This window comes from Exiguobacterium sp. SH5S4, assembly GCF_004337045.1.
Taxonomy (GTDB): Bacteria; Bacillota; Bacilli; order Exiguobacteriales; family Exiguobacteriaceae; genus Exiguobacterium; species Exiguobacterium aurantiacum_A.
In genome coordinates this window covers 1-14,606 of record NZ_SJUQ01000032.1, presented here as the reverse complement: position 1 = coordinate 14,606, position 14,606 = coordinate 1, and the positions used below count along the sequence as shown (strand labels likewise).

Below are 14,606 nucleotides of genomic sequence, written 5' to 3'. Positions count from 1 at the left end.
TTATGGAAAAACGAAATAAAACAAGATTAGATGTATTGCTCGTCGATCGCGGGTTAGCGGAGACGAGAGAGAAAGCGAAACGGGCCGTCATGGCCGGAATCGTTTACAGCGGGACCGAACGGCTCGATAAAGCCGGCGATAAAGTGTTTGACGACATCCCGCTCGAAGTCAAAGGGCAGACAATGCCTTACGTCGGCCGTGGCGGGCTAAAGCTTGAAAAAGCACTCCAAGTGTTCCCGCTCGACGTCTCCGGGCGTATCGGGATCGATATCGGCTCGTCGACGGGTGGTTTTACCGACTGTGCCCTTCAAAACGGGGCGACGCAAATGTATGCGGTCGACGTCGGTTACAATCAGTTGGCTTGGAAGCTTCGGAGCGACGAACGCGTCGTCGTCATGGAACGGATGAACTTTCGGCACGCGACGAACGAGCAGTTCCCGATTCAACCCGACTTTGCGACGATTGACGTCTCGTTCATCTCGCTTCGGCTGATGATTCCGCCGTTAAAACAAATTTTAAAACCGGACGGTGTCGTCATGGCGCTCATCAAGCCTCAATTTGAGGCCGGTAAAGCGGATGTCGGAAAAAAAGGCATCGTTCGGGACCGGTCGATTCATGAACGCGTCGTCAATGAGATGGTCCGCTACTTCGCATCTGAAGGGTTCTGGGTCGAAGGGCTCGACTTCTCGCCGATCACTGGCGGTGACGGCAATATCGAATTCTTGCTGTTCGCCCGTTACACAGGGATCGGTGGGGTCGAACCAGCTCTCGACGTGTCAGCGGTCATCGACAAGGCACATACTCAACTGAAGAAAACCGTATGAACAGCTGCAGACGATTTGTCTGCAGCTGTTTTTGAAGGTGGTTGCTCACCATATCTTTCCTTTTCAACCTTGGAATGGTAGACCTTTTTTCGCCAATACTTTAGAATGATACTGTATATGTGAAACGAAAAATGAGGTGTCAGGTTGTATGAACAAAGGACAACGATTGATTAAAATTCGAGAGATCGTTACGAATCGTGAAATTGAGACCCAAGATGAACTCGTGGACGAACTCCATCGGTCTGGTTACCCAGTGACGCAGGCGACAGTGTCGCGTGACATTAAAGAACTTCATCTCGTCAAGGTGCCGCTCAATGACGGCCGCTATAAGTATAGTCTGCCGGCCGACCAGCGCTTCAACCCGTATGGCAAGATGAAACGGATACTCGGCGACAGCTTCGTCTCAGTCGACTCGGCCCAAAACTTGGTCGTCATGAAAGTGTTGCCCGGTAATGCGGACGCGATCGGCGTCTTGATTGACCACTTGTCATGGGATGAATTGATCGGGACAGTGTGCGGGGATGATACGATCTTGATGATTGCACGGGATGAGGACCAGGCGAAGCAGATCATCGAACGACTACTCGGAATGTTATGAGGTGAATTATCAGATGTTAGCAGAACTATCGATCAAACAATTTGCGATCATCGATGAATTGAACGTCACGTTCAAGCGCGGGATGACCGTATTGACCGGAGAGACGGGGGCGGGAAAATCAATTCTCTTGGATGCGATCGGACTGCTCGTCGGAGGACGAGGTTCGAGTGAATTCGTGCGTTACGGTCAAGATAAAGCGGAAATCGAAGGGCTGTTCGTCGTCGAACCCGATCACCTGATCATCGAGGCGGCGACGCAGTACGGAATCGAGATCGAGGAAGGGACCGTCATTTTGCGCCGTGATTTACATAGTAGCGGCAAGAGTGTGTGTCGTGTCAACGGCAAAATGATGCCGCTGTCGACGTTGCGTGAGTTGGGACGTCTCTTGGTCGATATTCATGGACAACACGAGCACCAACATTTGATGGATGCCGAGCACCATCTCGGCATATTGGACAGTTTCGGCGAAACGGATCTGGCCCCGTTGTTAGCGCGTTATCACGAGACGTACACCGATTGGAAACGTGTCGCTGATGAACTGAAACGACTCAGCCAGAGCGAGCAGGAATTGGCCCAACGAATGGACTTATTATCGTTTCAAACGAATGAAATCGACGCGGCCGAGCTCAAAGTCGGGGAAGAGCAGGCGTTGACTAAAGAACGGAACGAACTTGCAAACTTTGAACGGATTCATCAGCACGTCCGCTTGTCCTACGACGCCGTTGCGGACGAGGGGAAAGGGATTGATCAAATCGGCATCGCGATGCGGGAGATGGAGGAAGGTTCGGCGCTCACGGCGTCACTTGCGCCGATGGCCGAGACGATCTCGAACGCGTACTTCCTGCTTGAAGACGCCAAGTTCCAATTGCGCGACCAACTCGATTCGCTTGAATTTGATCCGATCCGGCTCGATGAGATTGAAACGCGCCTCGCGTTGTTCCAACAATTAAAACGGAAATACGGGGCGACGATTGACGACGTCATCACGTACGGAGAAAAAATCACAGAAGAGTTAAAAACGATGACAAATCGGGAAGAACATCTTCAAGAAATAACAGATCGACTCGACAGACTCGAACATTTGATGCGTTCGGCCGGCCTCGAGTTGTCGGCAGCAAGGAAACGAGCGGCCGGCGAGCTTGAGAAGGCGATTCAGCGTGAGTTGAAAGAGCTCTACATGGAGAAGACGAAGTTCGAGGTCCGGTTCAAAGAAGTGTCGTACAAGACGGACGGGCTCGATCAAGTCGAATTCTATATGATGACGAACGTCGGAGAGCCGTTCAAGCCGCTAGCGAAAGTCGCCTCGGGCGGAGAGCTGTCACGGGTCATGCTCGCGTTAAAATCGATTTTCTCAAGGACGGTCGGTGTCGCGTCAATTATCTTTGACGAAGTCGATACGGGTGTCTCGGGACGGGTTGCCCAAGCGATGGGGGAGAAGATTTTCCGCTTGTCGGTCGGTTCACAAGTGCTTTGTATCACGCATTTGGCCCAAGTGGCCGCCATGGCGGATCATCACTTGTATATTACGAAGACCGAGACGGACGAACGGACGAAGACAAACGTCGCCGCGCTTAACCATGAGGACCGCATCGATGAACTCGGAAGAATGATTGCCGGTGCGCAAATGACCGATCTGACGAAACAGCATGTGGAGGAGCTACTTGATATGTCCCTCCAATTAAAACGGAAGTTTATCGAAGGAGTGTCTTAATTGATTACATTATGCATTGCGGACGACAATCGTGAAATCGTCGACTTGTTGACTCGACAACTTGAGTCCGAGTCCGACTTGAAAGTCGTAGGGACCGCTTTCGACGGCGAAGCATGCTTAGACGTCGTCAAGACACACCAGCCGGACGTGCTACTGCTAGATATCATCATGCCGCATCTTGACGGGATCGGTGTGCTAGAACGGCTTCAAGTAGACTTGCCGCACACGAAGCCGGAAGTGATCATGCTCAGCGCTTTCGGGAAAGATGAAGTCACGAAACAGGCCGTTCAACTGGGTGCTTCTTATTTCTTGGTCAAACCGTTCAACATTCAACAACTGATCTCTAAAATCCGCGAGCTGGCCGCGGGTTCAAGCCGCGAGTTCGAGCCGATGTCGCCAGAAGAACTCGACATCTCGCTCTTGTTGCAACAGCTCGGCATCTCGCCGCGGATCAAAGGGTTTAAGTATATCCGCCAAGCGGTCGTCTATGTTAGGGAGCGGCAAGAACTTTTAGGGTTGATCACAAAGGAATTGTATCCGATGATCGCCAAAGAACATGAGACGACGTCGTCTCGGGTCGAGCGGGCGATGCGTCACGCGATTAAGACGGCTTGGGAAAACGGGATGCGGGATCACGAGATGTTTGACGGTCGTCCAGAGCGAGAGCGCAGCCCGAAAAACTCAGAATTTATTTCGTATTTCGTCACGTACCAATCGTTCAAACAACAATGAAGGAGTCAGGGGAATCCCCCTGATTTCTTTTCTTTTTTTATAAAGAAAGCGCTTGCATTTTTGATGATTCTTGTTATAATAAAGGTGTACCAAGTTACTTGGACGAGCGTCAGATGAACGCTTTCTAACATGTTCCGGAACAGGTTAGAGCAAGAAATCATCTCGGCTCGCTATCCGTTAATAGCTCAGAGGTGCGAACGACATCTCAAATCGTTATTGTTCCGACGAGAGGTCGCGACATTCGCTCATTTGCGAGACGATTCCGACATCGGTTCGAAGCTAGGGACCCATGTCAGGGTAAAACGAATCGTTCAGTTGACCAAAAGGAGTGTTGTCAATCGTTGAACATCTCATGGCAAGCGTTCGACTTCACAATGGATGGTTGGACATGACCCGATGAACATTTGTTAGTAACTCGAATGAGTACGTTTCCGTTCACGCAAGACGGCAGTTACTAATTTCTTTCAAACTTCTTCATTAAGAAGACCATTGGATCTCATGTCAAAGCAGTATAGCAAGTCTGAAAGGAGATCATCCGTAGTGATCACAATTCAATATGAATAAAAAGGTTCCGCACTTGAAATGAAGTCAAGTTAGGGAACCTTTTTTTTGTGTGTTCAAGAATCTATTCGTGGGACTTTTCCTGTCTTCTTGTCGCGATTAAAGATATACCCTGCAACGAAACCGATACCGCCCATTGCCAGTAACAGACCGAACGTTCCTTGCAACATCGATGCTGCAGCAACCGACTCGATCCATGTGAACGGGGCACTCGTTTTTAAAAAGAAGCTGTCACGTAAAAGCTTGATGCCGTAGACACCGAATAGGCCTGGGATGATTAGGATCAGAAGCGCGATCGCACGCATAGTATCTCCTCCTTTTCCACTCATTATTTTAACAGAAAACGAGAGCGGAAACACTGCCTTTTTCGAAGAGTTGCGAAAAGGAAGGCGGTTGAGTAGCATGAATATAGATTAGGAAAATTGGGGGATTTTAAAAATGAATAAACGATTGTTGATTGTCGGAGCGGGGAAAGGCGGGACCGAGGTGCTCAAGATGCTCCTTGATTCCCCACTCGTCACCGTCGCTGCCGTCATCGACTCGGACATAGCGGCAGAGGGGTTGAAGCTAGCACGGAGTTGGGGGATCCAGACTTCGAGCGATTGGCACGCGTGTGCCGACAAAAAAGTCGACTTTGTGATCGAGACGACCGGACAGAGCGAGACGTTCGTTGAACTGAAGGACCATTTTTCGGAGGCGGTCGTGCTACCAGGCGAGTTTATCCGGATCGTCGTCGAGCGGCTGAAGCAGAACCAACAGATGCTCGAAGCGATCATCGACTGTACGAGCGAGGCGATCTCGGTCGCCGACCATAACGGGAATACGATTTTAATCAATCCGTCCTATACCCGCCTGACCGGATTTAAAAAAGAAGATGTCGTTGATAAACCGGCGACGGCCGACATTGGAGTGCAGGAGAGCGTGCACTTGAAAGTTTTATCGACTGGTCAAGGCGTACGTGATATTCGGATGCAGATCGGGGCGACGCGCCGAGACATCCTCGTCAACGCCGAACCGATTGTGGTCGAAGGGAAGCTGCGCGGTTCCGTCGGCGTCATTCGCGACGTGTCCCAAATCCGGGCGTTGCGTGATGAGTTGAAGGAAGCGAAGACGCGGATTCGCAACTTGGAGGCGAAATATCAATTTACAGATATCATTGCGACGAGCGAAGCGATGCGCTTCGTCATCGAACAAGCCCGCCTAGCGGCACTCACGCCGGTCACCGTGCTCATACGCGGCGAGTCCGGCACCGGCAAAGAACTGTTCGCCCACGCCATCCACGGCGAATCGCCGCGGAAGTTTAAAAAGTTTGTCCGGGTCAACTGTGCAGCCATCTCGCCGACGCTGTTAGAGAGCGAACTGTTCGGGTATGAGGATGGTGCGTTCAGCGGGGCAAGGCGCGGCGGGAAAGTTGGCTATTTCGAGGAGGCGGACGGCGGATCTTTGTTTTTAGACGAGATTGGCGAACTCCCGGTCGACGTTCAAGTCAAGCTACTCCGGGTCCTCCAAGAACATGAAGTCGTTCGAGTCGGGGGCACGAACGCGATCCCGGTCGATGTCCGGATCATCGCGGCGACGAACGCGAACTTAGAACAGAAAGTGGCGGACGGGACGTTTCGCGAGGATTTATATTATCGGATCAACCGGATGCCGATCCACATCCCGCCGCTCCGTGACCGACTTGAAGAGATCGAGCCGCTTTGCGAGCGGATTATCCGTAAACTGAATCAAGAGTATGGTCGACTCGTCCATGGGGTCGATCAAGCTGCGATTGAACTATTAAAGAGTCAATACTGGAAAGGGAACGTCCGTGAGCTTGAGAATGTGATCGGCCGGGCGATGATTTATATGGCGAGTTCTGAGCAATGGATCGCTCCCCATCACCTTCAACTATCGACACGGACCGTCACGGCGCGATCAGTCGAAGCCGTATCGCTTCAAGACGCCGTCGCTCGCTATGAACGAGACTTGATCGACCGGGCGATCGCTGAAGCGGACGGGAACAAATCAGAAGCAGCGCGGCGGTTACACATCTCGATCCGGACGCTGTATAATAAACTTGAACGTCTGCAGTAATATGCATGCATAATTCTGCTTACTATGCAATGTATTGCAGGGTGGTTCTTCGTTTAAAGCGCTTTCAAAAGCGGAAGCAAACTTGCATAATATAAAGTGTAGACAGGTTAGGGGGGACAACGATGAACTTTGACAGGATGCTTGAACGGGCAAAACGGTTAGATGGATGTACCGTGTCGATTGCCGGGGCGGCCGACGTGGAAGTGATCCGCGCCGTCAAGCTTGCGACCGACCATGGATTGTCACGATTTATCCTATTCGGGGATGCCCGGGAGATTAAACGCTTGTGTGATGAACATGACATTGCCGAGTCGACGATCGATATTTTACACGTCAAGGGAGAAGCCGATATCGCCAAACGAGCGACGCTCGCGGTTCGCAACGGTGAGGCTGATGTCCTCATGAAAGGAATGGTGTCGACCTCGGTCTTCATGAAGGCGGTGCTCAGCCGGGAGGCGGGACTAAGGACGAATCGCACGCTAAGCCACGTCGCCTTGTTCCAAATTCCAAATCGAGAGCGGTTGATCGGTGTGACCGACGCGGCGATCCATATCGCTCCGACGCTCGAAGAGAAAGTCGATATCATTCATAATGCGGTCGGCGCGATGCGAGACATCGGTTACGAGTTGCCACGTGTCGCTGCAATCGCGGCAGTTGAAGTGGTCAATCCGCAAATGACCGCGACGACCGACGCCGCGCTCCTTGCCCAGATGAACCGGCGCGGCCAAATCAAGGGTTGCGTCGTCGATGGACCGCTCGCACTCGACAACGCCGTCGACATGATTGCCGCCAAACAAAAAGGGATCGCTAGTGAAGTTGCCGGACAAGCCGACCTATTGCTCGTCCCATACATAGAGGTCGGCAACGTCCTTTATAAATCGATCATGTACTTCGCCGGGGCCAGCGTCGCGGCGATCGTCGTCGGGGCCAGTGCCCCCGTCGTCTTGACGAGCCGGGCCGATACGGCCGAGGCGAAACTTTATTCGCTCGCGTTCGCCCTACTGCACGCTAAAAAATAACTGATGACTCAGGAGGAATAAAAAATGATGGAAACAAACATGGAACCACGCTTTCGAATTTTTGACGTATTGCAGGCTGAGGACTATGAACAGATCGTATTTTGCCAAGATCAAGCATCAGGCTTGAAAGCGATCATAGCGATTCATGATACGACGCTCGGACCAGCCCTCGGCGGACTGCGGATGTGGAATTATACATCAGAAGAAGAGGCGCTCACAGACGTGCTACGTCTCGCCAAAGGGATGACGTACAAGAATGCGGCGGCGGGACTCAACCTCGGCGGCGGGAAAGCCGTCATCATCGGGAACGCGAAGACGGACAAATCGGAAGCATTGTTCCGTGCCTTTGGCCGCTACGTCCAGTCGCTCAGCGGTCGCTACATCACGGCTGAAGACGTCAACACGACCGTCGCCGATATGGACTTCATCCATATGGAGACCGACTACGTGACGGGCGTCAGCCCTGCGTTCGGCTCGAGCGGCAACCCGTCTCCTGTTACTGCATACGGTGTCTATCGCGGCATGAAGGCGGCCGCGAAGTGGAAGTTCGGTTCCGACTCGCTCGCCGGCAAGACGGTCGCCGTCCAAGGTGTCGGGAACGTCGCCTATAACTTGTGCCGCCACTTGCATGAGGAAGGCGCGCATCTGATCGTCACGGACATTAACGAAGACGCGCTCAAACGAGCCGAGACGGACTTTGGGGCGACAGTCGTCAAACCGGATGAGATTTATGCGGTCGAGTGTGACATCTTCGCGCCATGTGCGCTCGGTGCGGTCATCAACGATGCGACGATCCCGCAACTGAAAGCTCAAATCGTGGCCGGTGCGGCCAACAACCAACTCGCTGAAGACCGTCACGGCGACGTGTTAGAGGAGCGAGGCATCTTGTACGCACCAGATTTCGTCATCAATGCCGGCGGTGTCATCAACGTGGCCGATGAGCTCGAAGGGTACAACCGCGAGCGGGCCATGAAGAAAGTCGACTTGATTTATGACAACATGCAGCGTGTGTTCGAAATCGCTGAACGGGACGGGGTACCGACTCACGTCGCGGCAGAGAAGATGGCCGAAGAGCGCATCCAGATGATGTCGCGCTCGCGCAGCCAGTTCTTGAAAGTCGAAAAAAGCCTGTTAGGTGGGCGCTAATATGACGAGACAGCTCGTTCTAGCGATCAACCCGGGATCGACGTCAACGAAAGTCGGTTTATTTGAGGGCTCAGACGAAATTTTGTCGAAAACGGTCCGCCACGGAGAAGATGTCACAGGATTGTCACTCCCGGAACAATTGCCTCACCGGGAGCAAGAAGTACGGGACTTGTTAATTGAATCGGGCATCGCCGGCGAATCGTTGTCGGCGATTGTCGGTCGCGGCGGACTGCTCGCCCCAATGACTTCAGGGACGTATGCCGTCAATGAACTCATGCGCGAAGATCTCACGAGCGGGCGTTACGGCGTGCACGCATCCAACTTGGGCGGCTTGATCGCCCATAAGCTCGGAGAATTATTTCAAGTACCGAATTTTATCGTCGACCCGGTAGTCGTCGACGAGATGCATGACCTCGCTCGAGCGACGGGCATGCCGGAAATCAATCGACGGAGCATCTTCCACGCCTTGAATCAAAAAGCCGTGGGCAAGCGCTTCGCAGCAGAAAATGGAAGCGATTACAACGAGCTCAACTTGATTATCGCGCATCTCGGGGGCGGCATCACGGTCGGGGCGCACGCGTCCGGAAACGTCATCGATGTGAACAATGGACTCGATGGGGACGGTCCGCTCGCACCGGAACGAGCCGGCTCGATTCCTGTTGGACAGGTAGTAGAACTATGTTATAGTACCAGGTATAATAAAGACGATATGAAACAGAAAATCGTCGGTCGCGGTGGATTGTATGCGCACCTCGGGACGGTCGACGCCATCGAGATCGAAGACCGGATGGCGGCAGGTGACGATAAGGCCGCACTTCTCTATGAGACGATGGCGTACCGAGTCGCCCAAGAGATCTCCAAGCACGGGGCCACGCTGTCAGGGAACGTCGATGCCATCATCTTGACGGGCGGGATCGCCTACTCGGATTGGCTGACCGGGAAGATCAAAGACCGGGTCGGCTACTTGGCACCCGTCCACGTCTATCCGGGTGAGGATGAATTGAAGGCGCTCACGGAAGGGGCCCTCCGGATCATCCGGCAAGAAGAAGCTGTAAAAGCATATGAGGGGGATACACATGGCACGAGAATTTGATGTCATCGTCATCGGCGGCGGACCTGGTGGTTACGTCGCCGCGATCAAAGCGGCGCAGGCCGGTAAGCACGTCGCGATCGTCGAGGCGGAAAAACTAGGCGGGACATGTCTACATAAAGGCTGCATCCCGACAAAAGCGCTCTTGAAGGCAGCGCACGTCTATCAAACGGCGAAACATGGCGAAACGTATGGCGTAGAAGTCGGGACGGTCACGTTCAACATGGGACGGGCACAAACGTTCAAACGAGAGCTCGTCTCCGGCCTTGAGAAAGGCATCGAGCACTTGATGAAGCAAGGGAAAATCGAAGTGTTCCGCGGCAAAGCCTCGATCTTGGGACCGAGCATCTTCTCGCCCCAACCGGGAACGGTCGCGGTCGAGGATGAAACCGGCGAGTCGGAGCTGTTGTTGCCGAACCAGTTGATCATCGCGACGGGATCGATCCCCCGGGAGCTCCCAGGGTTGCCGTTCGATCATGAGCGCATCCTCAATTCAGACGACTTGCTCCAGTTCGAGCAGTTGCCGACGTCCATCGCCATCATCGGAGGCGGCGTCATCGGCGTCGAATGGGCGTCGATGCTGATCGACCTCGATGTCGACGTGACGCTGATCGAGGTCGGCGAACGTCTGTTACCGCTCGAAGACAAGGCCGTCTCGCGAGAAGTCGAGCGACTGCTCAAGAAACGCGGCGTGCGTGTGAAGAAAAATGTGACGGTCGACCCGGAACGCACGACCGTGTCAGCGGACGATGTCGCGCTCGCGGTCGGCGACGAAGAGATCACGGTCGACTGTGTGCTCGTCTCGATCGGTCGGATCGCGAATACGGAAGACCTCGGGCTGCAGAACACGTCGATCATCGTCGAGAACGGCGTCATCCAAGTCGACTCGCAATATCGGACGAAAGAACGTCACATCTTTGCGATCGGCGACTGCATCGGAAAACTCCAGCTCGCCCACGTCGCGTCAGCTGAAGGTGTCAAAGCGGTCGAAGCGATTCTCGGTCAAGAACCGACACCGCTCGACTACAACGTCATCCCGCGCTGTGTATATGGTGTACCCGAAGTCGCATCGGTCGGATTGACCGAAGAGGCGGCAAAAGCAGCGGGACACGTTGTCAAGACGGGGACGTACCGTTTCAACGGTCTCGGGAAAGCCCGGATCGAAGGACAGGCCGACGGATTCGTCAAGCTGATCTCAGATTCGGACACTGACGACCTGCTCGGAGTGCACATCGTCGGACCGAAAGCGACAGAACTGATCACTGAAGGCGGGCTCGCCCTCGTCTTGAACGCGACGGCTTGGGAGATGGGTCAGCTCGTCCACCCGCACCCGGCACTGAGCGAAGCATTCCAAGAAGCGGCGCTCGCCGTGGACGGGTTACCGATTCACGCCTAAGGAGGAAACAGAAAATGGAACAAATGACTGTGAATTCATATGAAGAGCTCGGTTTGTCGAAACAAGACCTCACCGCGATGTTTGAGACGATGGTCCGGGCCCGTAAAATCGATGAACGGATGTGGAAATTGAACCGAGCCGGGAAAATCCCGTTCGTCGTCTCGTGTCAAGGACAAGAAGCGGCCCAAGTCGGGGCGGCGTTCGCCCTCGAGAAAGGGACCGACTACATTCTCCCATACTACCGGGACGTCGCCGTCGTCTTGCATTTCGGTCAGACGGCGCGTGACTTGATGTTGTCGGCGTTCGCCAAAGCGGAAGACCCGAACTCGGGCGGCCGGCAAATGCCAGGTCACTTCGGCTCGAAACAACTTCGCATCGTGACGGGGTCGTCTCCGGTGACGACGCAAGTACCGCATGCGGTCGGTGTCGCACTCGCGGCCAAACTGAAAAAAGAAGAGCTCGTCACGTTCGTATCGTTCGGTGAAGGCTCGTCGAACCAAGGGGACTTCCACGAAGGGGCAAACTTTGCCGGCGTGCATAAGCTTCCGGTCATTTTGTTCTGTGAGAACAACAAGTACGCGATCTCGGTACCGCTGTCGAAGCAACTCGCTTGCGAGCGCGTCTCGGACCGGGCGAAAGGATACGGGATGCCAGGAGTGACGGTTGACGGGATAGACCCGATCGCCGTCTACGTCGCCGTGAAAGAGGCCCGCGCCCGCGCACTCCGCGGAGAAGGGCCGACGTTGATCGAGGCGGAAGTCGAACGGCTCGTGCCGCACTCGTCGGATGATGATGACAAGGCGTACCGCTCGTCAGAAGAACTCGCCGAACTGAAAAACCGCGACGGGATCCAGTTGTTCCGGAAGCGATTGCTCGAAGATGGCGTCGCAACCGAGGCCGAACTCACAGACATCGAGACGAAAGTCGACGTCGAAGTGAACGAAGCGACGACGTACGCCGACAAGGCGCCTTATGCGTCACCGGAATCGACGATGGACCACGTGTACGAGGGGGATAACTGATGAAAACGTTTATTGAAGCGATCAACGAAGCAATCCATGAAGAGATGGAACGCGATGAGAACGTGTTCGTGCTCGGTGAGGACGTCGGCGTCCGCGGTGGTGTCTTCCGGGCGACGCAAGGCTTGATTGAAAAGTATGGTGAGGACCGTGTCATCGATGCTCCGCTCGCTGAAAGTGCGATCGCAGGCGTTGGGATCGGTGCGGCCATGTATGGGATGCGGCCGATCGCCGAGATGCAGTTCGCCGACTTCATCATGCCGGCCGTCAACCAAATCGTGTCCGAGGCGGCGAAAATCCGTTATCGCTCGAACAATGACTGGACGTGCCCGATGGTCATCCGGGCGCCGTTCGGGGGCGGGATCCATGGCGCGCTCTATCATTCACAGTCGGTCGAGGGCATGTTCAACTCGACGCCTGGTTTGAAAGTCGTCATCCCGTCCGACCCGGTCGACGCCAAAGGACTGCTCAAGGCGGCGATCCGTTCGAACGATCCTGTCCTCTTCTTTGAGCATAAACGGGCGTACCGCTTGTTAAAGGCGGACTTACCGACTGACGACTATACGGTCGAAATCGGCAAGGCCGCCGTCAAACGCGAAGGCGACGACGTGACGATCATCACGTACGGCCTCTGTGTCCATATGGCCCAAGAAGCCGCGAAGACGCTCGAGGCGGAAGGGATCAGCACGCATATTTTGGATTTACGCACGGTCTATCCGCTCGATCAAGACGCGATCGTCGAAGCCGTCAAGAAGACGGGTAAAGTCCTGCTCGTGACCGAAGACAACAAAGAAGGTAGCATCATCGGGGAAGTTGCAGCCATCATCGCCGAGAAAGCGCTGTTTGAACTCGATGCGCCGATCGAGCGCTTGGCAGGGCCGGACGTGCCGGCGATGCCATACGCGCCACCGATGGAGAAGTATTTCATCGTATCCCCTGAAAAAATTGCGGAGCGGGCCCGTCAGCTCGCTGCGTTTTAAGGAGGGGTCTCATGGAACAGACAATCAAAATGCCACAACTCGGGGAAAGTGTGACCGAAGGGACGATCACGACATTCCTCGTCAAGCCGGGCGACCGGGTCGAAGAGTATGAACCACTCGCTGAGGTCATGACCGATAAAGTGACGGCCGAGATCCCGGCGACGAGTGCTGGGATCATTAAAGAGCTGTTGATTGGTGAAGGCGATACCGTTAGCGTCGGAACACCAGTCTTGACGATGGAAGTCGCAAGCGCTACCGATGAGCCCGCCGAAGTGACAACTGAAGACACGAAGCAGCCGGAACAGGCTGCGGTCGTCGCGACCGTTCCTGTTTCCGCGCCGCCGCGTAATAGAAGCGCGAACGGGCGTTTCTCACCGGCCGTCATCCGTCTCGCGAGTGAGAACGATATCGATTTGGATCAACTCGACGGCTCAGGACTCGGTGGCCGGATCACGCGGAAAGACGTCCTTCGTTACTTATCGGAAGGTCGTCCGCGCCAACCGGAACCGGCGACGCAAGTACCGGTCCAAGAGACGATGACGCAAGTGAAGCTCGATGTGCCAGAAACCGTCACGAAACCGTCCGTCGCGCCAATGACCGCATCGACACCGAATGAGTCGTCAGACCGCATCGAGATGATCCCGACGGCGGGTGTCCGTCAAGCGATCGCGAGCAACATGGTCCGCTCGAAGCACGAGGCACCGCACGCGTGGCTCATGATCGAAGTCGACGTGACGAACCTCGTCGAGGCGCGCGCCAAATTGAAAGATGAGTTCTTCGAACGGGAAGGCGTCAAGTTGACGTTCATGCCGTTCTTCATGAAGGCGGCGGTCGAGGGTCTGAAGAAACATCCGATGATGAATTCGGAGTGGGCCGGGGACCATATCAAAGTCCATAAAGATATCCATCTATCGGTCGCCGTCGCGGCGAACGATGCGCTCTACGTCCCGGTCATCAAGCATGCGGACGAGAAGAATATCAAAGGGCTCGCCGTCGCGCTTCAAGACGTCGCCGGCCGTGCCCGCGCGAACCGTTTGAAAGCCGACGAGATGCGCGGCGGCACGTTCACGATCAACAATACGGGTGCTTTCGGCTCGATCCAATCGGCCCCGATCTTGAACTACCCGCAAGCGGCGATCCTCTCGGTCGAGTCGATCGTGAAGCGTCCCGTCTGGGTGAACGGTATGTTCGCGGCACGCGACATGGTCAACTTGTGCATGTCGGTCGACCATCGCGTCCTCGACGGTCTCGTCGCCGGACAGTTTTTACAGGCGATCAAACAGTCGCTCGAATCAATCGACCCGAACACGTACACGCTTTATTGAGCCAAAAAGGGGCTGGGACATAACTAGCCTGTTTTAAAGCTTTTCAATAAAAAGAGGGGTCCGGTCACCGATTTTCGGTGGCCGGACCCCTTCTTTGCACTTCCCCCGATGCCCACGGCGATGAACTTC

At 54.6% G+C, this 14,606-nt stretch carries 13 protein-coding genes; 12 read left to right on the top strand and 1 reads right to left on the bottom strand.

Annotation, left to right across the window (positions count from 1 at the left end):
* Positions 1 to 2: 2 nt before the first annotated feature.
* From EVJ32_RS14160 to spo0A, 4 genes are all read left to right on the top strand, one after another.
* Entirely contained in the window at positions 3 to 824 is an 822-nt protein-coding gene (locus tag EVJ32_RS14160) for a TlyA family RNA methyltransferase (protein ID WP_070327061.1), read from the top strand.
* Positions 825 to 972: 148 nt separating this feature from the next.
* Positions 973 to 1,422: a transcriptional regulator AhrC/ArgR gene (gene ahrC, locus EVJ32_RS14155; protein ID WP_016510386.1), complete on the top strand. Its 450-nt coding sequence runs from the start codon at positions 973 to 975 to the stop codon at positions 1,420 to 1,422.
* Between the two features lie 13 nt (positions 1,423 to 1,435).
* The gene (recN, locus tag EVJ32_RS14150; RefSeq protein WP_131458858.1) at positions 1,436 to 3,133 is read left to right on the top strand and encodes a DNA repair protein RecN; all 1,698 of its coding nucleotides are present in this window, start codon (positions 1,436 to 1,438) and stop codon (positions 3,131 to 3,133) included.
* Positions 3,134 to 3,865 carry a sporulation transcription factor Spo0A gene (gene spo0A / locus EVJ32_RS14145; protein ID WP_084812906.1) on the top strand — a complete coding sequence of 244 codons (732 nt, stop codon included), beginning with the start codon at positions 3,134 to 3,136 and terminating at the stop codon, positions 3,863 to 3,865.
* 617 nt (positions 3,866 to 4,482) lie between these two features.
* Here spo0A and EVJ32_RS14140 read toward each other — a convergent pair.
* Positions 4,483 to 4,731 (bottom strand): DUF2627 domain-containing protein, encoded by a 249-nt coding sequence (locus tag EVJ32_RS14140; RefSeq protein WP_131458857.1) that lies wholly within the window; start codon positions 4,729 to 4,731, stop codon positions 4,483 to 4,485.
* Positions 4,732 to 4,864: 133 nt separating this feature from the next.
* Between EVJ32_RS14140 and EVJ32_RS14135 the strand changes: the two genes are divergently transcribed.
* From EVJ32_RS14135 to EVJ32_RS14100, 8 genes are all read left to right on the top strand, one after another.
* Positions 4,865 to 6,502 carry a sigma 54-interacting transcriptional regulator gene (locus EVJ32_RS14135; RefSeq protein ID WP_131458856.1) on the top strand — a complete coding sequence of 546 codons (1,638 nt, stop codon included), beginning with the start codon at positions 4,865 to 4,867 and terminating at the stop codon, positions 6,500 to 6,502.
* Between the two features lie 122 nt (positions 6,503 to 6,624).
* Positions 6,625 to 7,521 (top strand): phosphate butyryltransferase, encoded by an 897-nt coding sequence (yqiS, locus tag EVJ32_RS14130; protein WP_201739053.1) that lies wholly within the window; start codon positions 6,625 to 6,627, stop codon positions 7,519 to 7,521.
* Between the two features lie 24 nt (positions 7,522 to 7,545).
* On the top strand, positions 7,546 to 8,667 hold the full coding sequence (locus EVJ32_RS14125; RefSeq protein WP_070327065.1) for a Glu/Leu/Phe/Val family dehydrogenase: 1,122 nt from the start codon (positions 7,546 to 7,548) through the stop codon (positions 8,665 to 8,667).
* A 1-nt stretch (position 8,668) separates the two neighbouring features.
* Complete coding sequence (gene buk / locus EVJ32_RS14120; RefSeq protein WP_131458855.1) at positions 8,669 to 9,760, top strand: butyrate kinase; 1,092 nt, start codon at positions 8,669 to 8,671, stop codon at positions 9,758 to 9,760.
* Positions 9,744 to 11,153, top strand: a complete 1,410-nt coding sequence (gene lpdA / locus EVJ32_RS14115) for a dihydrolipoyl dehydrogenase (protein WP_131458854.1) — start codon at positions 9,744 to 9,746, stop codon at positions 11,151 to 11,153. Before buk ends, lpdA begins: the two co-directional genes overlap by 17 nt.
* Positions 11,154 to 11,176: 23 nt before the next feature.
* A complete protein-coding gene (locus EVJ32_RS14110; RefSeq protein WP_070327907.1) occupies positions 11,177 to 12,175 on the top strand; it encodes a thiamine pyrophosphate-dependent dehydrogenase E1 component subunit alpha in 999 nt (332 codons plus the stop codon).
* Positions 12,175 to 13,152 (top strand): alpha-ketoacid dehydrogenase subunit beta, encoded by a 978-nt coding sequence (locus tag EVJ32_RS14105; RefSeq protein ID WP_070327068.1) that lies wholly within the window; start codon positions 12,175 to 12,177, stop codon positions 13,150 to 13,152. Before EVJ32_RS14110 ends, EVJ32_RS14105 begins: the two co-directional genes overlap by 1 nt.
* Before the next feature lie 11 nt (positions 13,153 to 13,163).
* The gene (locus tag EVJ32_RS14100; RefSeq protein WP_131458853.1) at positions 13,164 to 14,477 is read left to right on the top strand and encodes a dihydrolipoamide acetyltransferase family protein; all 1,314 of its coding nucleotides are present in this window, start codon (positions 13,164 to 13,166) and stop codon (positions 14,475 to 14,477) included.
* The last annotated feature ends 129 nt before the right edge of the window (positions 14,478 to 14,606 follow it).